This window comes from Bisbaumannia salifodinae (assembly GCF_055388505.1).
Genome location: NZ_AP043781.1, coordinates 218,516 through 242,762, shown reverse-complemented (window position 1 = coordinate 242,762; position 24,247 = coordinate 218,516). Strand labels below are relative to the sequence as shown.

The 24,247-nt window shown below is 68.2% G+C and carries 21 protein-coding genes; 5 read left to right on the top strand and 16 right to left on the bottom strand.

Annotated elements, in window-relative coordinates; genetic code table 11:
• Positions 1 to 279 precede the first annotated feature (279 nt).
• The 9 genes from thrC to ffh form a co-directional block, all read right to left on the bottom strand.
• Positions 280 to 1,668, bottom strand: coding sequence for a threonine synthase (thrC, locus tag ACZ5EF_RS01200; protein ID WP_346062866.1), 1,389 nt, complete (start codon positions 1,666 to 1,668; stop codon positions 280 to 282).
• A 62-nt stretch (positions 1,669 to 1,730) separates the two neighbouring features.
• Positions 1,731 to 3,047 carry a homoserine dehydrogenase gene (locus ACZ5EF_RS01195; protein ID WP_346062867.1) on the bottom strand — a complete coding sequence of 439 codons (1,317 nt, stop codon included), beginning with the start codon at positions 3,045 to 3,047 and terminating at the stop codon, positions 1,731 to 1,733.
• Positions 3,048 to 3,162: 115 nt separating this feature from the next.
• Positions 3,163 to 3,894, bottom strand: coding sequence for a DsbC family protein (locus tag ACZ5EF_RS01190; RefSeq protein WP_346062868.1), 732 nt, complete (start codon positions 3,892 to 3,894; stop codon positions 3,163 to 3,165).
• A 2-nt stretch (positions 3,895 to 3,896) separates the two neighbouring features.
• Positions 3,897 to 4,787 (bottom strand): site-specific tyrosine recombinase XerD, encoded by an 891-nt coding sequence (xerD, locus tag ACZ5EF_RS01185; protein WP_346062869.1) that lies wholly within the window; start codon positions 4,785 to 4,787, stop codon positions 3,897 to 3,899.
• A 95-nt stretch (positions 4,788 to 4,882) separates the two neighbouring features.
• Entirely contained in the window at positions 4,883 to 5,239 is a 357-nt protein-coding gene (gene rplS, locus ACZ5EF_RS01180; RefSeq protein WP_195860542.1) for a 50S ribosomal protein L19, read from the bottom strand.
• Between the two features lie 109 nt (positions 5,240 to 5,348).
• Positions 5,349 to 6,134 (bottom strand): tRNA (guanosine(37)-N1)-methyltransferase TrmD, encoded by a 786-nt coding sequence (gene trmD, locus ACZ5EF_RS01175; protein ID WP_346062870.1) that lies wholly within the window; start codon positions 6,132 to 6,134, stop codon positions 5,349 to 5,351.
• A 58-nt stretch (positions 6,135 to 6,192) separates the two neighbouring features.
• Entirely contained in the window at positions 6,193 to 6,726 is a 534-nt protein-coding gene (gene rimM, locus ACZ5EF_RS01170) for a ribosome maturation factor RimM (protein ID WP_346062871.1), read from the bottom strand.
• Positions 6,727 to 6,752: 26 nt separating this feature from the next.
• Positions 6,753 to 7,007 carry a 30S ribosomal protein S16 gene (gene rpsP, locus ACZ5EF_RS01165; protein WP_195860539.1) on the bottom strand — a complete coding sequence of 85 codons (255 nt, stop codon included), beginning with the start codon at positions 7,005 to 7,007 and terminating at the stop codon, positions 6,753 to 6,755.
• 141 nt (positions 7,008 to 7,148) lie between these two features.
• Positions 7,149 to 8,585, bottom strand: coding sequence for a signal recognition particle protein (ffh, locus tag ACZ5EF_RS01160; protein ID WP_346062872.1), 1,437 nt, complete (start codon positions 8,583 to 8,585; stop codon positions 7,149 to 7,151).
• Between the two features lie 169 nt (positions 8,586 to 8,754).
• Here ffh and ACZ5EF_RS01155 point away from each other — a divergent pair, with 169 nt between their 5' ends.
• On the top strand, positions 8,755 to 9,555 hold the full coding sequence (locus tag ACZ5EF_RS01155; RefSeq protein ID WP_346062873.1) for a cytochrome C assembly family protein: 801 nt from the start codon (positions 8,755 to 8,757) through the stop codon (positions 9,553 to 9,555).
• Between the two features lie 69 nt (positions 9,556 to 9,624).
• Complete coding sequence (locus ACZ5EF_RS01150) at positions 9,625 to 10,908, top strand: HlyC/CorC family transporter (protein ID WP_346062874.1); 1,284 nt, start codon at positions 9,625 to 9,627, stop codon at positions 10,906 to 10,908.
• 79 nt (positions 10,909 to 10,987) lie between these two features.
• Here ACZ5EF_RS01150 and ACZ5EF_RS01145 read toward each other — a convergent pair whose 3' ends face one another.
• The 3 genes from ACZ5EF_RS01145 to ACZ5EF_RS01135 form a co-directional block, all read right to left on the bottom strand.
• Complete coding sequence (locus ACZ5EF_RS01145) at positions 10,988 to 12,541, bottom strand: 2-isopropylmalate synthase (protein ID WP_346062875.1); 1,554 nt, start codon at positions 12,539 to 12,541, stop codon at positions 10,988 to 10,990.
• A 67-nt stretch (positions 12,542 to 12,608) separates the two neighbouring features.
• Entirely contained in the window at positions 12,609 to 13,295 is a 687-nt protein-coding gene (locus tag ACZ5EF_RS01140; protein ID WP_346062876.1) for a 1-acyl-sn-glycerol-3-phosphate acyltransferase, read from the bottom strand.
• Positions 13,292 to 13,909 (bottom strand): TetR/AcrR family transcriptional regulator, encoded by a 618-nt coding sequence (locus tag ACZ5EF_RS01135; RefSeq protein ID WP_346062877.1) that lies wholly within the window; start codon positions 13,907 to 13,909, stop codon positions 13,292 to 13,294. The genes ACZ5EF_RS01140 and ACZ5EF_RS01135 overlap by 4 nt, the downstream gene beginning before the upstream one ends.
• Before the next feature lie 159 nt (positions 13,910 to 14,068).
• Between ACZ5EF_RS01135 and ACZ5EF_RS01130 the strand changes: the two genes are divergently transcribed.
• The gene (locus ACZ5EF_RS01130) at positions 14,069 to 14,755 is read left to right on the top strand and encodes an SOS response-associated peptidase (RefSeq protein WP_346062878.1); all 687 of its coding nucleotides are present in this window, start codon (positions 14,069 to 14,071) and stop codon (positions 14,753 to 14,755) included.
• Positions 14,755 to 17,604: an insulinase family protein gene (locus ACZ5EF_RS01125; RefSeq protein ID WP_346062879.1), complete on the top strand. Its 2,850-nt coding sequence runs from the start codon at positions 14,755 to 14,757 to the stop codon at positions 17,602 to 17,604. Before ACZ5EF_RS01130 ends, ACZ5EF_RS01125 begins: the two co-directional genes overlap by 1 nt.
• A gap of 61 nt (positions 17,605 to 17,665) precedes the next feature.
• Here the strand turns inward: ACZ5EF_RS01125 and sbcB are convergent, their stop codons facing one another.
• From sbcB to minC, 4 genes are all read right to left on the bottom strand, one after another.
• A complete protein-coding gene (gene sbcB / locus ACZ5EF_RS01120) occupies positions 17,666 to 19,156 on the bottom strand; it encodes an exodeoxyribonuclease I (RefSeq protein ID WP_346062880.1) in 1,491 nt (496 codons plus the stop codon).
• A gap of 188 nt (positions 19,157 to 19,344) precedes the next feature.
• Positions 19,345 to 19,596, bottom strand: coding sequence for a cell division topological specificity factor MinE (minE, locus tag ACZ5EF_RS01115; protein WP_195860530.1), 252 nt, complete (start codon positions 19,594 to 19,596; stop codon positions 19,345 to 19,347).
• Positions 19,593 to 20,411 (bottom strand): septum site-determining protein MinD, encoded by an 819-nt coding sequence (gene minD / locus ACZ5EF_RS01110; RefSeq protein WP_195860529.1) that lies wholly within the window; start codon positions 20,409 to 20,411, stop codon positions 19,593 to 19,595. Before minD ends, minE begins: the two co-directional genes overlap by 4 nt.
• A gap of 65 nt (positions 20,412 to 20,476) precedes the next feature.
• Positions 20,477 to 21,214, bottom strand: a complete 738-nt coding sequence (gene minC / locus ACZ5EF_RS01105) for a septum site-determining protein MinC (RefSeq protein ID WP_346062881.1) — start codon at positions 21,212 to 21,214, stop codon at positions 20,477 to 20,479.
• A 215-nt stretch (positions 21,215 to 21,429) separates the two neighbouring features.
• Between minC and ACZ5EF_RS01100 the strand changes: the two genes are divergently transcribed.
• Positions 21,430 to 24,219, top strand: a complete 2,790-nt coding sequence (locus ACZ5EF_RS01100) for a DUF349 domain-containing protein (protein ID WP_346062882.1) — start codon at positions 21,430 to 21,432, stop codon at positions 24,217 to 24,219.
• Positions 24,220 to 24,247: the final 28 nt, after the last annotated feature.

Below are 24,247 nucleotides of genomic sequence, written 5' to 3'. Positions count from 1 at the left end.
ACTCAAGTCAGGCTCCTGCAGGTAGGCACACGATGTAGAGGGGCATATGCCCACTCGGGGCTGATCCGGCGACAGGCCTGTTCGGGGCGCTGTGAACCCCTCCCTGGGCGCTACCGATGCCCTGCTTCGCTCTCGCATCCTGCTCCGCTTGCAGGACCGGGGCAGGCCATCCATGGCCAGCCCGTTCGAAGCAGTGCTTCTTCACCCCTGGCATAGGACCCCCTTCAGGCCTGTCCCCGGCGCCCCTCGCTTCCGGCTTCCGGCTTCCGGCTTCCGGCTTTAGCGGCGGTTCTCGGCGACAAACTGCTGCACCGCAGCCAGCTCCGCCGGCAGCACGCTGTAGCGCTCCTCGCGCTCCAGCAGGTCGTCCATATGCGGCGGCAGCGGCACGCCGGGGAAGCCCGCCTTGACCACCGCCTCGGCGAACTTGGCCGGGTGCGCGGTGGCCAGGGTGATCATCGGCACGGCTTCGTCGCCACGCTCGCGCTCGGCGGCGCGGTAGCCGGTGGCGGTATGCGGGTCGAGGATCTCCTGGGTGCGATGATGCGCCTCGCGGATCACCTCGAGGATGGTGGCGTCATCGACGCTATGGCTGGCAAACATCTCGCGCAGCTTGGCCAGGGGGGCGTCGGCGAGCGCCGCGGGTTCGGCCTGGAAGCGCTCCAGCAGCGCGGCCACGGCGGCGCCATCGCGATCATAGGCCTCGAACAGCAGCCGCTCGAAGTTGGAGGAGACGACGATATCCATGGAGGGCGCCAGGGTCGCCACCAGTTCCTTCTTGGAGAAGTCGTTGTCGGCGAGCGTGCGGTGCAGGATGTCGTTGGCGTTGGTGGCGATCACGAAACGCTCCACCGGCAGCCCCATGCGGTAGGCCATAAAGCCGGCGAAGACGTTGCCGAAGTTGGCCGAGGGCACGCAGAAGCTCACCTGGCGATGCGGGGCACCCAGGGCCACGCCGGCGGCCACGTAGTAGACGATCTGGGCCATGATCCGCGCCCAGTTGATGGAGTTGACCGCCACCAGCCGGGTGCCGTCGAGGAAGCCCTGGTCGGCGAAGCTCGCCTTGACCATCGCCTGGGCGTCATCGAAGTTGCCCTCGATGGCGATATTGAAGACGTTGTCCGCCAGCACCGAGGTCATCTGGCGGCGCTGCACCTCGGAGACCCGGTTATGCGGGTGGAGAATAAAGATGTCGAGGTTGTCGCAGTGGCGGCAGCCCTCGATGGCCGCGGAACCGGTGTCGCCGGAGGTGGCGCCCATGATCACCGCCCGCTCGCCACGCTTCTTCAGGAAGTGATCGAGGATACGGCCGAGCAGCTGCAGGGCCACGTCCTTGAAGGCGAGCGTCGGGCCGTGGAACAGCTCGAGCAGGAAGTGGTTGGCGTCGAGCTGATTGAGCGGCACCACGGCGTCGTGACTAAAGGTGGCGTAGGCCTCGGTGACCAGGCGACGGAAGGTCTCGTCATCGATCTCGCCGTTGACGAAGGGCTTCATCACCCGGAAGGCGATCTCGGCATAGGAGAGCCCGGCCATCTCGGCCAGCTCCTCGCGGGAGAACCGCGGCACGGTCTCGGGCACATAGAGGCCGCCATCGCTGGCCAGGCCGGTGAGCACCACGTCCTCGAAGGAGAGCGCGGGCGCCTGCCCGCGGGTACTGATATAGCGCATGATTCGGTTCCCTTGCCGCCATGGCCCTGGCCATGACGGTCTCTATCCAGCGAAAGCTCGGGTTATTCGTGTTCGTCGAGGGATTCCACGCGGATCCGCGTCACCGGCCCGGCGATATCGGCCATGGACTCGATCAGGCGAATCGCCTCGTTCATCTGCTGCTCGCGGGTGCGATGGGTCAGCAGGATGATCGGCACCAGCTCGCCTTCGGTGGCCTCCTTCTGGATCAGCGCCTCGATGGAGATGCCCTGCTCGGAGAGGATAGTGGCCACCCGGGCCAGCACGCCGGGACGATCCACCGCCAGCAGCCGCAGGTAGTAGGCGGTGCTGATCTCCTCCATGGGCAGGATCGGCAGCTGGCTGACGTCCTCGTCGATGCCGCTGAAGGCCAGGTAGGGCACCCGGTAGTGGTGGGCGGTGGTGATATCCCGGGCCACGTCGAGCAGGTCGGCCACCACCGCGGACGCGGTGGGCTCGGCGCCGGCGCCGGCGCCGTAGTAGAGGGTCGGACCCACGGCGTCGCCCATCACCGCGATGGCGTTCTTGACGCCGTGCACATTGGCCAGCAGGCGCTCCTTGGGAATCAGGGTCGGGTGGACCCGCAGCTCCAGGCCCTGCTCGGTGCGCTTGGAGATGCCCAGGTGCTTGATGATATAGCCCAGGTTATCGGCCTGCTCCACGTCCTCGGCGGTGACCCGGGAGATGCCCTCGGTGTAGGCCTTCTCGAACTGCAGCGGCACGCCGTAGGCGATGGAGGCGAGGATGGTCAGCTTGTGGGCGGCGTCGATCCCCTCCACGTCGAAGGTGGGGTCGGCCTCGGCGTAACCCAGCGCCTGGGCCTCGGCCAGGACGTCCTCGAAGGCCCGACCCTCGTCGCGCATATGGGTGAGGATATAGTTGCCGGTGCCGTTGATGATGCCGGCCACCCACTCGATGCGGTTGGCGCCCAGGCCCTCGCGCAGCGACTTGATCACCGGGATGCCGCCGGCCACGGCGGCCTCGAAGGCGACGATCACGCCCTTCTCATGGGCGGCCTGGAAGATCTCGTTGCCGTGCACGGCGATCAGCGCCTTGTTGGCGGTGACCACATGCTTGCCATGTTCGATGGCGGTGAGCACCAGTTCGCGGGCCACCTCGTAGCCGCCGATCAGCTCCACCAGCACGTCCACGTCGGGGTTGCGGGCCACTTCGAAGATATCGGAGGTGGTCTTGACGCCGGTGGTGTCGCAGTCCGGGTTGTCGCGACGCATCGCCACCTGCTCGATCACGATGGGCCGCCCGGCCCGCCGGGCGATCTCGTCGGCATTGCGCGTCAGGACATTGAAGGTACCGCCACCGACGGTACCCAGGCCACAGATTCCCACTCTCACCGGTTTCAACGTGATATCCCCTTGCTTTAGTGTTCGGTGTCCGCCCGGGTCGTCGGGCGGCGGTCCAGCGGTGGCGGTTCCGGCCCGGGCCTGCGCCCGCCACTCGTCATCGTCTTGCGTATGCTTAGTCGTTGAGGCCCAGCATGGCGGCCAGGCGCTCGGCGGGCACATAGCCCGGCACTAGGCGCCCGTCGGGCAGCACGATGGCCGGCGTACCCTGGACGCCAAGCTCCATCCCCAGATGATACTGGGCCTCGACCGGATTGTCGCAGTCCGCGGGCCCTTCCAGGGTCGCGCCCCCCTTGACCCGGCTCATCGCCTCGCTGGGATTGGCGTCGCACCACACCTGCTGCAGCTCCCGGGCGCCCCGGGAGCCCATGCCGCTGCGCGGGAAGGCCAGATAGTGTACCTCGATTCCCATCGCGTTGAGCGCCGGCACCTCCTCGTGGAGACGCACGCAGTAGGGGCAGGTGGTATCGGTGAAGACGGTCACCGTGGCCCGGCTCTCGGCGCCGCGGAAGATCACCCGCTCGGCCTCGGGAATCATCGCCAGGCGTCCGGCGCGCTCGGCATTGCGGGCCTGCTCGGTGAGATTGACCAGCCCCTGGTCGCCATTCTCGTAGAGGTCCCCCACCAGGAAGAAGCGCCCGCTGCTGTCGCTGTAGAAGGTCTCGCCATTCTCCAGACGCACCTCGAAGAAGCCCGCCAGGGGGGTGGCGGTCACGCTCTCCACCGGCATCGGCTCGCCACCCACGCTCAGGTGCCGGGCCAGCTCATCGGCGGGGTCGGCCAGGGCCGGGGTGGTCAAGGCGGCGGCCAGCAGGCCGCCCAGGGCGAATCGTGTCGCTCGTTGCATTCTCAGCCTCGCGGGTGATGTTCGGCATGCAGCAGCTCCAGGCGCGCCTGGGCCACATGGGTATAGATCTGGGTCGTCGACAGGTCGCTATGACCGAGTAACAGCTGTACGACACGCAAATTGGCCCCATGATTCAACAGGTGGGTGGCGAAGGCGTGGCGCAGGGTATGCGGCGACAGGGGGCGCGCGATGCCCGCGGCGCGGGCATGGGCCTTGATGCGATGCCAGAAGGCCTGGCGGGTCAGGCAGGCATCGCCGCGCCCGGGAAAGAGCGCCGGCCGCGTGGGATCGCGCATCAGGGCGCCCCGCCCGCCGCGCAGGTAACGCGCGAGCCAGACGATGCCCTCCTCGCCCAGGGGCACCAGGCGCTCCTTGTCGCCCTTGCCCAGCACCCGCACCACCCCCTGGCGCAGGTTGACGCTGGCCAGGCTCAGGTTGACCAGCTCCGAGACGCGCAGGCCACAGCCGTAGAGCACCTCCAGCATGGCGCGATCGCGCAGCCCCAGGGGGGTGTCGGTGTCCGGGGCCGCCAGCAGCCGTTCCACTTCGGCCTCGTCCAGGGTGTTCGGCAGGTTGGGCCGCACCTTGGGGAGGCGCACCCCAGCCAGGGGGTCGGCGCTCAGCCGCTCGGTCATCAGTGCCCAGCGGTAGAAGCGCCGCAGGCTCGACAGCAGCCGGGCATTGGAGCGCAGCTGGTAACCCGCCTCGCGGCGCGCCGCCAGCCACTCGGGCAGGGTCTCGGCGCCGGGGGCCAGCAGGCAGGCGCCGTGCTCGGCCAGGCAGGCCGCCCAGGCGCCGAGGTCGCGCCGATAGGCGGCCAGGGTATGCTCACTGGCGCCCTGCTCGAGCCACAGGGCATCGAGGAAGGCATCGATCAGGGTGGTATCGGACATCGACGGGCCTCAAATGCAGGGAAACCCCGCCCCGCGCGAGCGGTGACGGGGTTTCCCGGCGACCTCGGCGGTGCCGGGTCGCGGCCTGGCCCGACTTAGGCCAGCTTTTCCTTGATGCGGGCAGACTTGCCGCTGCGCTCGCGGAGGTAGTACAGCTTGGCCTGGCGCACGTCGCCGCGACGCTTGACGCTGATGGAGTCGACCAGCGGGCTGTAGGTCTGGAAGGTCCGCTCGACGCCGACACCGTGGGAGATCTTGCGCACGGTGAAGGCGGAGTTCAGACCGCGGTTGCGCTTGCCGATCACCACGCCTTCGAAGGCCTGCAGACGCTCGCGGTTACCTTCCTTGACCTTGACCTGTACGATCACGGTGTCGCCGGGGGCGAAGGCCGGGACTTCCTTGGCCATCTGCTCGTTCTCGATCGCCTGGATCACCTTGTTCTTGCTGCTCATTGCTAGCTCCTCAATATCTCATCGCCACCCTGGGGTGGCCGTGATCCCGACGCTCGGCGTAGGCACGCGGACGCGGGAATCGGGTGTGTGACGCGAGTCTGCCCTGGCTTTATGGGGCCTCGGGGGTGTCTCGCACCTCCGCCTGACTGGCGTATTCGTCGATAAACTCGTCGAGCAGTTGCCGCTGCTCTCGGCTCAATTCGCGACCCTCGAGAAGGTCGGGACGCCTGAGCCAGGTGCGTCCCAAGGACTGCTTGTGGCGCCAGCGACGAATGGCGCCATGATTGCCGCTCAGCAGTACCTCGGGTACCGCCCGCCCGTCGATCACTTCCGGGCGCGTATAGTGGGGGCAATCCAGCAGTCCCTCGTTGAAGGAGTCCTCCACCGCCGAGTCCTGGTGTCCCAGCACTCCCGGCACCAGCCGGGCGGCGGCATCGATCAGCACCATGGCGGGCAGCTCGCCGCCGCTCAGCACATAGTCGCCGATGGACCACTCTTCATCGATATCGGCCTCGACGATACGCTCGTCGATGCCCTCGTAACGGCCGGCCACCACGATCAATGGCCCCGCCGCGGCCAACTCCTGGACACCGCGCTGATCCAGAGGTCGCCCCTGGGGCGACAGGTAGATCACGCGGGCCGGCTGGCCCTGTGTCGCTTCGGCCTCGGCGCGCGCGGCATGGATCGCCTGACGCAGCGTCTCGACCTTCATCAGCATGCCCGGCCCACCCCCATAGGGGCGATCATCCACCGTGCGGTGCTTGTCGATGGCAAAGTCCCGGGGATTCCAGAATTCCAGTTCCAGCAACCCTTGCTTGACCGCCCGACCGGTCACGCCATAGCGGCCGATCGCATCGAACATCTCCGGGAACAGCGAGACAACACCTATCCACACGGCAATTCATTCCAGGCATCGGCTCTGGGGGTTCCGCCTCGGGCGGTCGACCCTAGAGTCAAAAGTCGGGATCCCAGGCCACCGTCATGCGGCCGGCATCGAGATCCACATCGAGTATCACCTCGTCGGGCAAAAAGGGCAGCAGCCGCTCCTTGCCGTCGGCGGCACCGCGCACGACCATGACGTCGTTGGCGCCGGTCTCGAACAGGCTGGCCACGCGCCCCAGGGCTTGCCCCTCGGCGGTCACCACTTCGAGGCCTTCCAGTTGGTACCAGTAATACTCGTCCGCGGGCAGCTCGGGCAGCGCCGACTTGGGCAGCAGGATCTCCGCCCCGGCCAGCCGCTCGGCGGCATCGCGGTCGTTCACCCCATCGAGGTTCGCGACCAGTCCCTTGCCATGGCGACGCCCCTGAGTCAGGCGGTATTTCGTCACCCGACCATCGAGACGCACCCACCACTCGGGGTAGTCGAGAATGCCCTCCATGGGGCTGGTGTAGGAGTACACCTTGAGCCATCCCTTCACCCCGTAGGAGCTGGTCAGCTTGCCCAGCACGACATGCTGAGCCTTATCGCGGCCCTGGGGAGAGGTCATGGTGGTTTCCTGCACCGAGCTCACGATCAGGCGCTGGCCTGCTTGCGGGCTTCCTTGATCAGCTCGGCGACACGGTCGGAGAGCTGGGCACCCTGGTCCTGCCAGTGGGTGACGCGCTCCAGGTCGACGCGCAGACGCTCTTCCTGACCACGGGCCACCGGGTTGAAGAAGCCGACGCGCTCCAGGAAACGACCGTCGCGGGATTTGCGAGAGTCGGTCACGGTCAGGTGATAGAAGGGACGCTTCTTGGCGCCACCACGTGCCAAACGAATGGTAACCATGGCGTTAAACAGTCCTTCGGTTAGATTGCTGAAATTTGGAGTCTTCAGGGCGCGAGCGGACTCACGACCCAGTCATGAAGACGCGACATTCTACGGAAAGCGGCACCGTTTGGGAACCTTTTTCCTTGACAGCCCCCGGCATCAGCGCCAGGGGAAGCCACCGGGGCCGCCCATGCCCCCCGGGCCGCCCATGCCTCCGGGCCCACCCATACCGCCGGGGCCGCCCGGGCCACCGCCGCCCATCATGCCGGACATGCCGCGCATCATCTTCTGCATGCCGCCCTTCTTGCCCGCCTTCTTCATCATCTTCTGCATCTGCTTGTGCTGCTTGAGCAGACGATTGAGGTCGGGCACCTGCAGGCCGGCACCGGTGGCGATGCGCCGCTTGCGGGAGCCATTGATGATCTCCGGCTTGTGGCGCTCCTGGGGCGTCATGGAGTTGATCAGTGCCTCGAGCTTGCCCAGCTCCTTCTCCGGCCCGGGGCCCTGGGCCATCTCGGCCATCTGCCCCATGCCCGGCAGCTTGCCGAGCAGGCCTCCCATGCCGCCCATCTTCTTGAGCTGCTGGAGCTGGTCGCGGAAGTCCTCCAGGTCGAAGCCTTCGCCCTTCTTGACCTTCTTGGCCAGCTTGGCGGCCTTGCCCTTGTCGACGGTACGCTCGGCCTCCTCGATCAGCGACAGGACATCGCCCATGCCGAGGATGCGCGAGGCCACCCGATCCGGATGGAAGGGCTCCAGGGCATCGGTCTTCTCGCCCATGCCCATGAACTTGATCGGCTTGCCGGTGATATGGCGCACCGAGAGGGCCGCCCCGCCACGGGCGTCACCATCGGCCTTGGTGAGGATCACCCCGGTCAGCGGCAGCGCCTCGTGGAAGGCCTTGGCGGTATTGGCGGCGTCCTGGCCGGTCATGGCGTCGACCACGAACAGCGTTTCCTGGGGTGTCACCGCCCGATGCAGGGCCTGGATCTCGTCCATCATGTCGGCATCGACATGCAGGCGACCGGCGGTATCGACGATCACCACGTCATGGAACTGGATCTTGGCGTGCTTGATGGCCGCCTCGGCGATGGCCACCGGACGCTGATCGCTGGACGAGGGGAAGAAGTCGGCCTGGATCTCTCCGGCCAGGGTCTCCAACTGGTCGATGGCCGCGGGACGATAGACGTCGGCGGAGACCACCAGCACCTTCTTCTTCTCGCGCTCCTTGAGGTAGCGAGCCAGCTTGGCCACGGAGGTGGTCTTGCCCGCCCCCTGCAGGCCGGCCATCAGGATCACCGCCGGCGAGCCCTTGAGGCTGAGGCCATCGAAGGCCTCGCCCATAACCGCCTCCAGCTCCTGCTGGACGATCTTGACGAACTGCTGCCCCGGCGACAGGCTCTTGGAGACCTCCTGACCCACGGCGCGCTGACGCACCGCGTCGATAAAGGCCTTGACCACCGGTAGGGCGACATCGGCCTCCAGCAGCGCCCGGCGCACCTCGCGCAGGGTATCCTTGATATTGTCCTCGGTCAGTTTGGCCTGACCGCTGATGGACCTCAGCGTCCGCGATAGACGCTCCGATAGACTTTCGAACATGGGCCTCTCCGGCAACGATGCCTTGGCGTTTGGCGCGATTATACGCCTTGATGGCTTCGGTCTCCATGCATGGCTGGGCGGCGCCCCGGGGCTTCGGTATAGTAGCGCCAGGATCGCGGCCCTTATTTCGCCACTTCGCCGCCCCGGGCGGCCCATGGACAGCAACGCTATGCAGGCGCTTCCCTTTGCCTTAATCGCCATCATCCTCTACTGCGGTGCCGCCTCCTGGCAGGCGCTGGCGCTGGCCCGGCGCGTCCCCCAGCGTCCGCCCCTGGTGCTGACCCTGGGCGGCCTGGCCGTGGTCTGTCACCTGCTGGTACTCGGCGCCCTGATCGGCGGCAGCGAGCCGCTGAGCCTGGGCCTCGGCACCACCGCCACCGCGGCGGGGGCGCTGATCGCCGCCCTGCTGCTGGCCATCAGCCTCTTCAAGCCGGTACTCAACGTGGCGGTGGGACTCTTCCCGCTGGCCGCCGCGACCCTGGTGTTGGCGGTAGGCCTGCCCAGCCCGCCTCCCGGCAGCGGCCTGACCCCGGGCATCGCCCTGCATGTGGTGAGCTCCGCCCTGGCCTTCGCCGTGCTGGCCATCGCCGCCGTTCAGGCGATCCTGCTCGGCGTGCAGAACCAGGCCCTGCGCCACCACCATACCCGCGGCATCGTCCAGGCCCTGCCCCCCCTGACCACCATGGAGCGGGTGCTCTTCGAGCTGGTCTGGGCCGGGGTGACCCTGCTGACCCTGGCCATCCTCAGCGGCTTCCTGTTCCTCGACAACCTCTTCGCCCAGCACCTGGCCCACAAGACGCTGCTCTCCCTGGCCGCCTGGGTGATCTTCTCGATTCTCCTGGCCGGCCACCACTGGCTCGGCTGGCGGGGCCTCAAGGCGGTACGCTGGACCCTGGGGGGCTGCGCGCTGCTGCTGCTGGCCTATTTCGGCAGCAAGTTCGCCCTGGAAGTGATCTTCCGGGGGCCCTGAGCCGCCTTGACAGGCCACGCGCCGCTTCTCTACAAACGTGCCTGATACGCCATAAAGGACCCTTCCATCTTGAGCGACGACTTCCCTCTGGGATTGCTGTTCGGCCTGCTGGTGCTGCTGATCCTGCTGTCGGCCTTCTTCTCGAGTTCCGAGACCGGCATGATGTCCATCAACCGCTATCGCCTCAGCCATCGCGCCAACGGCGGCGAGCGCCGGGCACAACGGGTGCTGCGTCTGCTGGCCCGCCCGGACCGCCTGATCGGCGTGATCCTGATCGGCAACAATCTGGTCAACAACCTGGCCGCCGCCATCGCCACCGTGCTGGCGATCCACTTCTTCGGCGAGGTGACCGGGCCGGCCATCGCCCCCCTGGTGCTGACCATCGTCATCCTGATCTTCGCCGAGGTGACCCCCAAGACCTATGCGGCGGTCAAGCCGGAGCGCATCGCCTACCCCGCCTCGGTGGTCCTGGAGCCGCTGCTCAAGCTGCTCTATCCGCTGGTGTGGCTGACCAACGCCATCTCCAACGGCCTGCTGCGCCTGGCCGGGGTCAAGCAGATCGATGGCGGCGCCGACAACCTGACCCGGGACGAGCTGCGCACCATCGTCCACGAGGCGGGCACCCTGATCCCCCAGCGCCACCAGGCGATGCTGCTGTCGATCCTCGACCTGGAGAATGTCACCGTCAACGACATCATGGTGCCCCGCCACGAGATCGTCGGCATCGACCTGGAGGATGACCTGGAGAGCATCCTCACCCAGATCCGCACCAGTCAGCACACCCGCATTCCGGTCTACAAGGGCGATATCAACAACATCATCGGCATGCTGCACCTGCGCAACGCGGCACGTTTCCTGGCCAAGGCGGAGGTCACCAAGGCGGCCATCGTCCAGGAGGCCCGGGAGCCCTACTTCATCCCCGAATCCACCCCGTTGCATACCCAACTGCTCAACTTCCAGAAGCAGAAGCGGCGTATCGGCATCGTGGTGGACGAGTATGGCGACGTGGAGGGCCTGGTGACCCTGGAGGATATCCTCGAGGAGATCGTCGGCGAATTCACCACCGACGTGGCGGGGATGCACCAGGAGATCCACCTCCAGGACGATGGCAGCTACCTGATCGAGGGCACCGCCAATATCCGCGAGATCAACAAGTCGCTGGGCTGGCAGTTGCCCACCGACGGCCCCAAGACCCTCAATGGCCTGATCCTCGAGCACCTGGAATCCTTCCCCGACGGCCCCGCCTGCCTGCAGGTGGGCACCACCCGCATGGAGATCCTCCAGGTCAGGGACAAGCTGATCACCTCGGCGCGCTGCTGGCAGCATGCCCGGCGACCGGCCCGCCGCCGCTAAGCTTCCTCCCACGACAAACGACCACGGCGCCCCAGGGGCGCCGTGGTCGTTTCGGATGTCATACCGTCCAGCCGACTTTTCAGGGCCCTTCGTGGACGCCCTGGGGATGGGTGCGCTCGCCGCGGCTGGCCAGGGCATTGAGGGCGTTCACATAGGCCCTGGCGGAGGCGATAACGATATCGGTGTCCGCCCCCAGGCCGTTGACGATCCGCCCGCCCTTCTGCAAGCGCACCGTGACCTCGCCCTGGGAATCGCTGCCGCTGGTAATGGCGTTCACCGAATAGAGCTCCAGCTCCGCCTGGCTGTCGGCGATCTGCTCGATGGCCTTGAAGACCGCGTCCACCGGCCCGCTGCCCTGGGCCTCGACGCGGCGCTCCGCGCCGTCGTGATTGAGCACCACCCGGGCCAAAGGCGTCTCGCCGGTCCGCGAGGTGACCTCCAGGGCCACCAGGCGGAAACGCTCGGCCCGGGCCGCGGCGCGGGTATCGGTGACCAGGGCCTGGAGGTCCTCGTCGTAGATCTCGTGCTTCTTGTCGGCGAGCTGCTTGAACAGCACGAAGGCATCGTTGAGCTCCGCCTCGGAGGCGAACTGGATGCCCAGCTCGCCCAGCCGCGAGCGGAAGGCATTACGCCCGGAGTGCTTGCCCAGCACGATGGCGTTGGTGTGCCAGCCCACATCCTCGGCGCGCATGATCTCGTAGGTCTCGCGGTGCTTGAGCACGCCGTCCTGATGGATCCCCGACTCGTGGGCGAAGGCGTTCTTGCCGACGATGGCCTTGTTGGGCTGCACCGGGAAGCCGGTGACGGTGGAAACCAGCCGCGAGGTGGGCACGATATGGGTGGCGTCGATGCGGGTCTCCACGTCGAGGACATCCTGGCGGGTGCGCACCGCCATGACGATCTCCTCCAGGGAGGCATTGCCGGCCCGCTCGCCCAGGCCGTTGATGGTGCATTCCACCTGGCGGGCGCCGGCATTCACCGCGGCCAGGGAGTTGGCGACCGCCAGCCCCAGGTCGTTATGGCAGTGCACCGAGAAGACCGCCTTGTCGCTGTTGGGCACCCGGCGGATCAGCTCCCCCACCATCTCGCCGAAGGGCACCGGCAGGGCATAGCCCACGGTGTCGGGAATATTGATGGTGGAGGCGCCGGCCGCGATGGCCGCCTCGACGATGCGGCACAGGAAGTCCAGCTCGGAGCGCCCGGCGTCCTCACAGGAAAACTCCACGTCGCCACACAGGCTGCGGGCCTTCGTCACCGCCGCCACGGCGCGCTCCACCACCTGTTCCGGCGCCATCTGCAGCTTGTACTGCATATGGATGGGACTGGTGGCGATAAAGGTGTGAATGCGCCCCTGGGCGGCGCCGGCCAGGGCCTCGCCGGCGGCCTCGATATCGCGTTCCAGGGCCCGGGCCAGGGAGCAGACGCGGCTGCCCTTGACGCTCTCGGCCACCGCCTTCACCGCCTCGAAGTCACCGGGGCTGGCGGCGGCGAAGCCCGCCTCGATCACATCGACGCGCAGCTTCTCCAGCATCAGGGCGATACGCACCTTCTCGTCGCGGGTCATGGAGGCACCCGGCGACTGCTCGCCGTCGCGCAGGGTGGTATCGAAGATGATCAGCGGCTGCTTGCTCATGGAAGGGGTCTCATCTGGGTCCAGCGTCGGAATCCCGTCGCCCGGCCGAGCCGTGGAGCGCGGGAACTCAGTATTTTCTAAGGGTAGCCGAGGTCGGCGCCACGCCCCAGGCCTCGGCGTCGGCCTTGAGCTCACGCACCTCGATCTCGAGGCGCGCCAGGCTGGCCTCCCGCGGGGCCAGGGGCGCCCCGAAATGGAGCCCGACCCGGGCGCGGAAGCGGCGCGGGCGCTTGGTCAGGGCGCGACCGCCCTGGTGGGAGGTCCAGGAGCCCCAGAGCCCGGCCAGGCCGGCGGGTACCACCGGTACCGGGTTGCGCGCCAGGATATGCTCCAGGCCTCGCCGGAAGGGATGGATCTCGCCATCCGGGGTCAGCCGCCCCTCGGGGAAGAGCATCACCACCTCGCCGTTATCCAGGGCGCGGCGAACCTCTTCCAGGGCGCGGCGTACGCTGCCCGGGTCGCGACGCTCCGCCTCCACGGGAATCGCCCCCACCAGGCGGAACCACCAGTTGAGCCAGGGCGACTCGTAGATGGGACGATCCATCAAAAAGCGCAGCGGCCGCGGGCTGGCGCCGCCGAGGATCAGGGCATCGACGAAGCTGACATGGTTGCAGACCACCAGGGCCGCGCCCCGGACCGGCAGTCGCTCGCGCCCCTCGACCCGCAGTCGATAGCAGAGCCGCACCAGCACGAGGATCAGATGACGCGCCAGGCCGAGACAGGGCCCCCGGAGGGGGTGAGGCTCACGACTCACGGGGCGTAGGGGCCATGGCGCAGGCCGGCGAGAATGGTGACCAGCAACTGCTCCAGCAGTTCGGTGACCTCCAGGGGCTGGCCCTGCCAGACACCGAGGCGCTCGTTGAGGCCCAACTGTACCAGGCCGTGCACGCTTCCCCAGAGGGTGCGTGCCATGCGCCGCGCCTCCAGGTCGCCGAGCCCCGGCTGATAGGCCTTGAGCCCGGTCTCCACGCGCAGGAAGAGGGCCTCGATCATATCGCTCTGACGCCGATCCAGTTCGCCCTCCTGGGCCAGGGGGTAATCGAACAACAGCTGCCAGCGATAAGGCTCGTGGCGGGCGAAGCGCCAGTAGGCCAGGGCCAGGGTGCGCAGCTGGGATTCCAGGGTCTCGTTGGTATCCGCCGGCACCATGGCCTCCTTGAGCCGCGCCAGGGTCTCGAGATTGACGTGCTGCAGCAGGTTGCCGAAGCTGCCGTAGAGCTTGAGCAGGGTGCTGGGGGCACAGCCCACATCGCGAGCCAGGGCGCGCAGCGACAGCTCATGCACCGGGCGCTCCTGCAGCCAGGCATCACAGGCTGCCATGACCTGGGCATGCAGTGCCTCGGGGGCATGCTGTCTAGGACGTGCCATGGGCTTCCTCGTCACGATGAGTGGAAATGCGGAATCGAACACTGTTTCCGACCAGCATATCGCTACCTGCCATAAACGCAAGCCCGGCGCTGGGATAAGCGCTTTTCAGCGCCCGGTGAAGCCGCTACCCTTGAGGCCCTCCGCCGCTCAGGAGCCGCTATGGCAGGCCGCCTGCATATCGCCCCCATGGATCTGGAACGGCTGCTGCCGGGCCTGCGCCTCGAGGCCACTCCGATCACCAGCCCCAATCTGGCGCCACGCCAGCCGCTCTCGATGCTGCGCCTGGCCGGCGGCACCCCGACCCTGGTGACCGCCTTCTGGGGCCTGACGCCCCCCTGGCTCGAGGTGCTCGACCACGCCCCCCACTGTGCCCGGGCGGAATCCCTGGCGGCACGCCCCATGTTCCGCGAGGCCTTCGCCGCCCGCCGCTGCCTGATTCCGGCCAGCGGGATCTATGTGTGGAAGCCCCAGCCGCGCATGAAGCAGCCCTTCCTGGTCACCCGGGCCGATCGCGGCCCGCTGCTGCTGGCGGGGCTGTGGTGCCGCTACCACACCAGCCTGACCGAGTTCGCCGACTCCTGCGCCCTGATCACGGTGGCCACGCCACCGCTGCTGACGCCCCTCAGCGATCGTCTGCCGGCACTGATCGACGCGGCGGCGGCCCGGGAGTGGCTCGACCCGGCCACGCCCCTGGAGCAAGCCCGGGCCTTGCTGGCCCCCGCCCCCGGGGAACTGTTGGGCGCCTTTCCGGTATCAAGACGAGTGAATGATCCCAAGCACCAGGAGTGGGCCTGTGGCTACCCCACCGGTCCCATGCTGCGCGCGACCCCCGCCCAGGAGAGTTAATGTCCATCTCGCTTCTCGCCGCCCCCCGCAGCACGCTATCGCTGCTGACCGCCCTATGGATCGGCGTCACCGGGCTGGCCCGGGCCGACTCGCCCGAGCCGGCCATCGCCGAGGTCACCTCGCCCCAGACCAGCCCTCACGACGTGCGGGAGTATCGCCTGCTGAGCCTGGACAACGGCCTGACCGCGTTGCTGGTGCATGACCCCGAGGCGGACAAGGCCGCCGCCTCCATGAACGTCAGCGTGGGCAGCGCCGACGACCCCGAGGACCTGGCGGGGCTGGCCCACTTCCTCGAGCATATGCTCTTCCTGGGCACCGAGCCCTTCCCCGAGGCGGACGCCTACCAGGGCTATATCAATCGCCATGGCGGCAGCCACAATGCCTTTACCGCTCCCCATGACACCAACTACTTCTTCGATATCGAGCCCGAGGCGCTGCCCGGTGCCCTGGATCGCTTCAGCCAGTTCTTTATCGCGCCGCTGTTCAACGCCGACCAACTGGAGAGCGAGCGCAATGTCGTCCACTCGGAGTACCAGGCGCGGATTCGTGACGAGGCCCGCCGTGAGTTCGATGTGCTCGACCAGTTCCTCAATCCCGAGCACCCGGGCACCGGTTTCTCGGTGGGCAGCCGCGAGACCCTGGCCGCTCCCGCCGAGGGAGAGCCCGACCTGCGGGAGCGGGTCATCGACTTCTATGAGCGTCACTACGACGCCAACGTGATGCACCTGGCGCTTATCGCGCCCCAGGACCTGGACGCCCAGGAGGCCCTGGTCCGCGAGCGTTTCGGCGCTATTCGCGACCGCGACCTCGAGGCTCCGCGCATCGACGTCCCCCTGGCCCTCGACGAGCCCCTGCCGATGGCGCTGCAGGCCCGGTCGCTGCGCGATCGCCAGCAGGTGCGCTTCCTGTTCCCCATCCCCGACCCCGTCGATGACTACCCCTTCAAGCCGGTGGACTTCCTGGCCAACCTGCTGGGCCACGAGGGCGAGGGCAGCCTGCTGGCGGCGCTGCGCGAGGCGGGCCTGGCCGACGCCCTCTCCGCCGGCGTGACCCGCAGCGATGGCGAGAACGCCCTCTTCGCGGTGACCCTCAGCCTGACCCCGGAGGGCGTCGAGCGCCTCGATACGATACAGGCCAGCCTGTTTGCCGCCATCGCGGGAATCGCCGAGCGGGGCCTCGAGGCCTGGCGTTACGAGGAGCAGGCCAGCCTGGCGGAGCAGCAGTTCCGTTTCCTGCAACACGGCCCGCCGGTCCGCAGCGTGACCCACCTGGCCATGAACCTGGCCCACTACCCGGAGGAGGACGCCCTCTATGCCCCCTACCGCATGGGCGAGTTCGATGCCGAGCGCCTGGCCCCCTACCTGGAGGCCCTGACGCCGGACAGGCTGATCCGCCTGTATAGCGGCCCCGAGGTAGAGGGCGAGGCGACCTCTCCCTGGTTCCATGCCCCCTACCGGGCCGAGACGCGGGTCGAGTGGCCCGAGGCAACGCCCCTGGGTGGCCTGGCACTGCCCGAGCCCAACCCCTTTATCGCCCAGGACCTGGAGCTCCTGGGACACCAGGATTCGCGTCCCGAGCTGCGCCTGGAGACCCCGGGAGCGCGGCTCTGGCACCAGGCCCATAGCGGTTTCCGCACGCCCCAGGTCGAGTGGCGCTTCAGCCTCCAGCATCCTGCCGCCAGCGAGTCGCCCCGGGAAGCGGCGCTGACCCAGCTGCTGGCGGGCTGGCTGGACGACAGCCTCAACGAGGTCTTCTACCCGGCGCGCCTGGCGGGGCATCACTTCGAGGCCTATGCCCACGCCCGCGGCCTGACCCTGAGCTTCTCCGGCTGGCGGGATCGCCAGCCCCTGGTGATGCGCGAGGCCCTGGCCCAACTGATCGAAGGCGAGATCGCCGAGGAGAGCGTGGCACGGGTCAAGCAGCGCCTGGCCCGGGAGTGGCGCAATGCTCCCCAGGCGGCCCTCTATCAGCAGGCCAGTCGCACCCTGGGCGAGGCGCTGATTCGCCCCCAGTGGCCGACCGCCGACCTGCTGGAGGCGCTGTCCTCGCTGGACGGCGAGGCCCTGCACGCCTATCGCCGCGACTTCCTGGATGCCCTGCATATCGAGGCCATGGCCGTCGGCGACCTGGACGCCGCCCTGGCCAGCCAGGAGGCACAGTTGGTCTTCGATGCCCTGGCGCCGCGCCTGGACGCCGAGGCCATTCCCTCCCTGACACCGCTGGCCGCCCGGCAGCTGCCGCCGCTGCGCCCGGATAGCCAGCGTCAGGAGTCGCTGCTGCTGCGCTACCTGCAGGGCCCCGACCGCTCCCTGGCCAGCCAGGCGGAGCTGGCGGTACTGGGCCAGCTATTGAGCACGCCCTTCTATACCCGGCTGCGTACCGAGGAGCAGTTGGGTTATGTGGTCAATGCCGGCTATCGGCCGCTGCTGGATGCCCCGGGCATCGCCCTGCTGGTGCAGTCGCCGGAGACCGGGAGCCAGGCCATCGGCGAGCGGATCGACGCCTTCCTGGAGACCTTCGATGCCAGCCTGGCAGACCTGGACGACGCGGCCCTGGCCCCCTATCGCCAGGCGGTGCGCGACCAGTTGCTGGCCCGGGACACCTCCCTCGGCCAGCTCACCGATCGCCTGTGGCGCGGCCTGGCCCTGGGTGACGATACCTTCGATCGCCGCGAACGGCTGGCCGCCGAGGTGATGGCGGTGGATGGCGAGCGGCTGCGCCGGGCCTGGCAGGCCCTGCGCCAGCGTGACCCGCTCGACGTGGCCTTCGATCCTGGCGACGAGCCCAGCGACGTACTGACCTTGAGCCGCTCCCTGGCCCCATTGCCGGAAGATGGCGCCGAGGAGTAGCAAGAAAAACGCCCGACCCGGGAGCTCTCCCGGGTCGGGCGTTGTTGGTTGCCCCCGCTCCCTAGTCGAAGGCCTGGGGCGGCACGATCGCCTCCACATGCATCACCAGCTCCTCGAGGATCTGGCGCTGACGGTCGTCCAGGCTGACCTGATTGAGCCGCTCGATCTCCCGGGCAAAGCCCTGCAGGGTCAGGCCACCGAGGCGCGCATCGTTCATGCGGTTCCAGCGATAGGCCTCCCACTGGGCCTGCTCCTCGCCGCTCAGGGTCTCCGGGTAACTCCGCGCCCGATAGCGAAACAGCATCTCCTCCAGGCGCGGATCCTGGAAGGCGAAGCGCGCCGCCACCAGGTCCCAGGGGTCGCTGTCCCGCACCCGCTGCATCTGCTGGCGGTCGGCGGGGGAGAAGAAGCCCCCGGAGTAGAGCATCAGATCGGGATCCCGAGGCCCCTCCGGCGGTGCCTCGGCGAATACCTGGGCCGCCTTGCGGGCCGCCTCCGGCGCCTCGTGGAGGCGCTTCCAGTGGCGCCGACAGGCCGCCAGGTCGAGCCCCATGCCCTCGACGATATCGCCATAGTCACCGGCCCGGGGCCCATTGACGTCCTTGAGGAAGCTCACCGGCATGATCACCGGGCTGCGATTGATATGGATCACCTTGAGGGGCACCCGGGCCGTGCCTTCCGCCAGCTCGTCGGCGGCCACGAAGACCCGCTCGCGAATCGCCTCCGGGCTCAGCGTCAGCAGCGGCTCCGGATCCTCCGCCAGGTCATAGACGATCACCCCGTTGGGGTTGCTGGGATGCTCCGCCAGGGGCATCACCAGGGCCGCGCAGGCGCGGCTGGCCGGGTAGCGCTGGGAGATATGCAGCAGCGGCTTGCGGGACGCCAGGTCGAGGCGGCGCGCCACCTCGCGCTTGTTGCGCAGCCCCAGCAGATAGTCGAAGAGGCGCCCATTGCACTCCCGCAACAGCCGCGCCAGGGCGATGGTGGCGCGCACATCCACCAGGGCGTCATGGGCCCCGGCATGCTCGATGCCGTTGGCGGCGGTGAGGTCCTCGAGGCGGAAGCTGGGGGTACCATCCTCGCGCTTCGGCCACTCGATCCCCTCCGGGCGCAGGGCGTGGAAGGCGCGCACCACGTCGATCAGATCCCAGCGGGAGTTGCCGTTCTGCCACTCCCGGGCATAGGGGTCGAGCAGGTTGCGGTAGAAGAGGTGGCGGCTGACCTCGTCATCGAAGCGCAGGCTGTTGTAACCCACCGCACAGGTGCCCGGCTCGCTCATGGCGGCATTGACCCGGCCGGCGAACTCCGCCTCGGGCAGGCCACGACGCTGTGCCGTCTGGGGCGTGATGCCGGTGATCAGGCAGGCCTGGGGGTGGGGCAGGTAATCGTCCGCCGGCTTGCAGTAGAGGGTCAGCGGCTCGCCGATCTCGTTGAGCTCGGCATCGGTGCGGATGGCGGCGAACTGGGAAGGGCGATCCAGGCGCGGATCGGCCCCGAAGGTCTCGTAGTCATGCCAAAGAAAGGTGCGCGGTGCGGCGACGGACTGCGCCATGGACGATCTCCAGACAGGGCCGAAATAAGGCCCAGCCTAGCATAGACACCCGCCGGGCTCAGCCCATGGCCACCCGGCAACGGGACTCTCGCGGCCAACCGCTATGGCTAGCCCTTGGCCAGAATGACATTCAGCTCGAGAATCGGGCCGTCGTCATCCTGGGTCGAAACCAGAGCAGGCTGATATGGTCAGCCCTTGGGCAAGGTCACGTTCAGCTCGAGAATCGAGCAGTCGTCATCTTTATCCAAGCTGATATTGATCGCGTCCCGATCGACCTTGACGTAGCGGCGAATCACCTCCAGCAGCTCTCGCTCCAGCATCGGCATATAGTCCGGCTGATCGCGCTGGCCACGCTGGTGAGCGACGATGATCTGCAGTCGCTCCTTGGCTACCGAGGCACTCTTCTTGCGTTCACCACGGAAAAAATCCAGGAGTTTCAACGGCGACCTCCTCCGAACATACGGCTCAACAGCCCCTTCTTCTGAGTTTCATGGAAGCGCAGCGGGACTTCCTCGCCCAACAGCCGGGAGACCGTATCGGTGTAGGCCAGGCCGGCATCGCTCTTCTGATCGTGGACCACCGGGATGCCCTGGTTGGAGGCCCGCAGCACCGCCTCGGACTCGGGAATCAGGCCGATCAGGTCGATGGCCAGGATCTCGCGGATATCCTCCAGGGTCAGCATATCGCCATAATCGACCCGCTCCGGGTTATAGCGGGTGATCAGCAGATGCTCCTTGACCGGCTCCTCGCCCCGTTCGGCGCGGCGGGTCTTGGCCGCCAACAGGCCGAGGATGCGATCGGAGTCACGCACCGAAGAGACCTCGGGATTGGTCACCACGATGGCCTCGTCGGCGAAGTACATGGCCAGCTGGGCACCCCGCTCGATGCCCGCGGGGGAGTCGCAGAGGATATAGTCGAAGTCGCTGGAGAGGGTCTCCAGCACCTTCTCCACGCCCTCCGGGGTCAGGGCATCCTTGTCGCGGGTCTGGGAGGCCGGCAGGATGTGCAGGTTGTCGACCCGCTTGTCACGGATCAATGCCTGGGCCAGGCCCGCCTCTCCCTGAATCACATTGACCAGGTCATAAACGACGCGGCGCTCACAGCCCATGATCAGGTCGAGGTTGCGCAGCCCCACATCGAAATCGATTACCACCGTCTTGTTGCCTCGCAGGGCGAGGCCGGTGGCAATGGCCGCGGCGCTGGTGGTCTTGCCGACCCCGCCCTTGCCTGAGGTCACTACAATGATCTTGGCCAAGTTACGCTTCCTGTTGCAGATTAGGTTCCCGATTGGCTCGCCATCCACTCTGACATCGCCTGACGTCAGCTCAGGGCGGCGATCGCCAGTTGATCATCGCTGAGATGCACTTCCACGGCGGTGCCCAGCAGGTGCGGGTCGATATCCTCGAGCCGCTTGTAGCTACCCGCCACCGACAGCAGTTCGGCATGCAGCTCGCGGCAGTAGATGCCCGCCGCGGCGTTACCATGGATGCCCGCCAGGGCGCGACCCCGCAGGGCGCCATAGACATGTACGCTGCCGGCGGCCAACACCTCGGCACCGGCATTGACCGCCCCGATCACCACCAGGTCGCCTTCCTGGGCGCTGACCTGCTGGCCCGAGCGTACCGTGCCGCGGTAGATTCGCCCCACCGGGAGGGACGCACCGCCTTCGACGGGAGCCGGCTCGGCGACCTCGGGCTCACTGGCGGGGACGCTCTCCAGCGGCCGGCCGCGCGCTTCCTGGGGCGGAAACCAGCCCAGCCCCAGGGCCCAGGCCGATTGCTTGACCGGATCGCTGCCGCCGCGCACCGCCACCGGCAGCAGCTTGTGGGCACGACATACCGCACAGATACGCTCCAGGGCCAGATGCGGCTCCTCGAGCCGCTCCACGCTGAGCACCACCGGGGTGTGCTGGAAAAAGGCCGGGGACTGGCTGAGTTTCCCCGCCAACTGCTCACGAATGTGTTCAGGGTCGGCACTGGTCAGCTCCATGACCGTCATGGGCAGCATGCCCCCCTTGAAGGAAAAGGCCAGGCTGGCCCGATCCGCCTTCAGACTCATCGCCGGACTCCGCATCGGATAATGGGAGTAAAGCTAAGCGAGTGCGCCGAGTCCTGCAACCGATGATCTCCACGCAATCCGTCGGCAAGCCGCCAAGCCGTTGGTGCGAGGAGACTTTCGCCGTGACATATCGCATGCTTAGATTAAGTGACATTGCCCCTTGATGCGTTGCGGCCTCCTGGCCGCGACCGACTCGTTCAGGAACCCCACCCATTATGTCAGGATGGATTGCTTCGGGTTGGCTGCGCCGCTGGCTGGCGCCACGCTGGCAGCATCCGGACCCCGAGATACGCCGCCAGGCCGCCCTCAGGCTGGAGCCCGGCAAGGATGCCGAACATCGGCAACTGGCGCGACTGGCGCGCGACCCGGATGCCGGCGTGCGGCAGGCCGCCCTATCGCGCCTCGTTGCCCCTCGCCCCTTGCTCGCCTGGCTGGGCGACGAGGCCGCCAGCCAGGAGCTGCGCCACCGCCTGGTGGAGCTACTGAGCGGTCGCGATGGCGACCTCCCCCTGGCCGAACGCCTGCCCCTGGTCGAGACCCTCGAGGATGCCGACCTGCTGGAGGCCCTGGCGCTCGAGGGGGATAACCAGCAATTGCGTCTGGCCGCCCTGGCGCGAATCGACGACGAAGCCCGACTGATTCGCCAGGCCTGCGACAACGGCATCGCCGGCGTGCGGCGTGCCGCCGCCGAGCGCATCACCAGCGAGGCCGGACTGACACGCCTGGCCCGAGAGGCCCGGCGTGACAAGCAGGTGGCCCGTCAGGCGCGCAAGGCACTGGCCGCCTTGCGCGCCAATGAGAGCCAGGCGCGGGAGGCCCTGGCCGCCCGGGAGCGACTGCTGGAGACCGTCGAGCAGCAGGCCCAGGCGCCCTGGGAGCCCCTCTTCGGCGGACGCTTCCGCCACCTGCAGCGGGAATGGGAAGCCCTCCAGTCACCCCCCAGCCGGGCCCAGGAGCTGCGCTACCAGGAGGCCTGCCTACGTTGCCGCAAGATCCTCAGCGACCATGAGGCACGCCATCAGGCGCATCAAGCCGCCACTCAGCGTCAGGCCGACGCAGACCAGGTCCGTCGCGAGCTGGTCGAGGCCTTGGAAGAGAGCCTTTCGGCCCTCCAGCGCAGCGACCTGCTGACCGCCCAGGATATCGCCAGCCTGCAGTCCCAGAAGCGCCTGCTGGCGACCCGCTGGCAGGCCCTCTCCGATCAGCATGTCCCGGACGCCGATCTGCGCCGCCGCTACGACCAGGCGCTGAGCGACTATGACACCATCACCCAGGCCTGGGAGGGGCTTCGAGGGCCGACCGCCGCCATCGAGGAGGCGCTGACCCAGGCCGACCCGGCGGCCCTGGCCGCGGCCCTGGCCGACTGTCCCTGGCCCGACCACCTCCCCCCCACGCCGCTGCTCAAGCGCGCCCGCGCCGCCCTCGAGCGAAGCGACGCCGCCGAGGCGGACCAACAGCCTTCCCTCGCCTGGCTCGACAAGGAACTGGACGAGTTGCAGCACCTGCTGGAGCGGGGCGCCTTCAAGGGCGCCAGCCGGCTGCACCAGAGCCTGCGTCACCGCCTGGAAGGCGTTTCCGGGGAGGCCTACGCCCCCGCCCTGGCACGCTTCAGGCGACTCGCTGCCCAGCTCGCGGAACTGCGCGACTGGCGTGGCTTCGTGGCCGGCCCCAAACGCGATCAGCTCTGCCAGGCCATCGAGGCCCTGGCCGAGGAGACGCAACTCGGTGATCGCGAGCTGGACCACCAGCATCGCCGCCTGGTCAAGGAGTGGAAGGAACTGGGTAGCGCCGCCGCCACCCGTGATCTCGCCGAGCGCTTCCGGGCCGCCTCGGATCGCATCCATGAGCGCCTGGCACCCTGGAAGTCGGCGCGTCAGGCCGAGCGCCAGCGCCACCTGGAGGCCCGCGAGGCCCTCTGCGAGCAACTCGAAGCCCTGCTGGCGCACCCCGACCCGGCGGCGGATCCGGATGCCCTGCGCGAGATCCGTGACCGGGCCCGGGAACAGTGGCGCCACCATTCGCCGGTGCCCCGGGAACAGGCCGAGAGCATCGGACGGCGCTTCGGGCGTATCCGCCATGACCTGCAGGGGCTGATCGACCGCCGCGCCCAGGAGATCGCCGGCGCCAAGCGCGAGCTGATCGACGCCGCCCGGGAGCTGCTCGATGACGCGGCCCCCATCGATCGCCGCACCACCGAGGCCAAGCGCCTGCAGCAACGCTGGCGGAGCCTGGGCCGGGCCCCCAAGGGCGAGGAGCAGATCCTGTGGCGGGAATTCCGCGGCCTCTGCGACCAACTCTTCGCCCACCGGGAGGCGGAGCGAGACGACCTCGCCCGGCGCGCCAAGGCGCGCCTGGATACCATGCAGACGCTGATCGACCGCCTCGATGCCTGGCAGCCCCAGGTCAGCGGCGATGCCGAGACCCTGGACCGGGCCATCGCCGAGGCCGAGGCCCTGGAGCCGCTCCCCTCGGGACGACGCAGCGAAGGCATGCGCCGACGCTGGAGCGGTATCGTGCGCGCCCGCCGCGAGCGCCTGCTGCGCCTGGCGGTCAGCGAAGAGGTGGCGCGCTGGCAGGCCCTGCGCCCACTGCTGGATGCCCACCTGGCGGCGGATGCCCAGGCCCTCGCCGGCGAGTCATCGGCCGAGGTGCCCGAGCCGGCAACCCTGGAAGGCGATATGCGCCAGGCCCATGAGCGCCGCAATGCCGCCCGCCGCCAGCCCTCCTCTACCCAGGAGGTGGAGGAGCAACTGATCCGCCTGCGGGTACATCTGGCCCTACTGGCCGGCGAGCCGGTGGGGCAGCAGGACGAGCCGTTGCGCCTGGCGATCCAGGTGGAACGCCTCAACGAGGGGCGCGGCCGCGAGCTCTCCCGGGCCGAGGAGGTGCATGCCGTGCTCCGGGAGCTGCTCGCCACCGGCCCGATCCCCGCCGAGCTCTGGGCCCGGGAGGTCCATGACCTCGATACCCTGCTGGCCCGGCTGTGGCACCTGCCCCCTCCTTGAATGCTCCCAACGCAAAACGCGAGGCCTG

What these genes read in the sequence shown, in the direction of transcription:
- thrC (WP_346062866.1), bottom strand. Translation starts at nt 1,668, where the DNA reads ATGCGCTATATCAGTACCCGCGGGCAGGCGCCCGCGCTCTCCTTCGAG.
- ACZ5EF_RS01190 (WP_346062868.1), bottom strand. Translation starts at nt 3,894, where the DNA reads ATGCAACGAGCGACACGATTCGCCCTGGGCGGCCTGCTGGCCGCCGCC.
- xerD (WP_346062869.1), bottom strand. Translation starts at nt 4,787, where the DNA reads ATGTCCGATACCACCCTGATCGATGCCTTCCTCGATGCCCTGTGGCTC.
- rplS (WP_195860542.1), bottom strand. Translation starts at nt 5,239, where the DNA reads ATGAGCAGCAAGAACAAGGTGATCCAGGCGATCGAGAACGAGCAGATG.
- rimM (WP_346062871.1), bottom strand. Translation starts at nt 6,726, where the DNA reads ATGACCTCTCCCCAGGGCCGCGATAAGGCTCAGCATGTCGTGCTGGGC.
- rpsP (WP_195860539.1), bottom strand. Translation starts at nt 7,007, where the DNA reads ATGGTTACCATTCGTTTGGCACGTGGTGGCGCCAAGAAGCGTCCCTTC.
- ffh (WP_346062872.1), bottom strand. Translation starts at nt 8,585, where the DNA reads ATGTTCGAAAGTCTATCGGAGCGTCTATCGCGGACGCTGAGGTCCATC.
- ACZ5EF_RS01155 (WP_346062873.1), top strand. Translation starts at nt 8,755, where the DNA reads ATGCAGGCGCTTCCCTTTGCCTTAATCGCCATCATCCTCTACTGCGGT.
- ACZ5EF_RS01145 (WP_346062875.1), bottom strand. Translation starts at nt 12,541, where the DNA reads ATGAGCAAGCAGCCGCTGATCATCTTCGATACCACCCTGCGCGACGGC.
- ACZ5EF_RS01135 (WP_346062877.1), bottom strand. Translation starts at nt 13,909, where the DNA reads ATGGCACGTCCTAGACAGCATGCCCCCGAGGCACTGCATGCCCAGGTC.
- ACZ5EF_RS01130 (WP_346062878.1), top strand. Translation starts at nt 14,069, where the DNA reads ATGGCAGGCCGCCTGCATATCGCCCCCATGGATCTGGAACGGCTGCTG.
- ACZ5EF_RS01125 (WP_346062879.1), top strand. Translation starts at nt 14,755, where the DNA reads ATGTCCATCTCGCTTCTCGCCGCCCCCCGCAGCACGCTATCGCTGCTG.
- sbcB (WP_346062880.1), bottom strand. Translation starts at nt 19,156, where the DNA reads ATGGCGCAGTCCGTCGCCGCACCGCGCACCTTTCTTTGGCATGACTAC.
- minC (WP_346062881.1), bottom strand. Translation starts at nt 21,214, where the DNA reads ATGAGTCTGAAGGCGGATCGGGCCAGCCTGGCCTTTTCCTTCAAGGGG.
- ACZ5EF_RS01100 (WP_346062882.1), top strand. Translation starts at nt 21,430, where the DNA reads ATGTCAGGATGGATTGCTTCGGGTTGGCTGCGCCGCTGGCTGGCGCCA.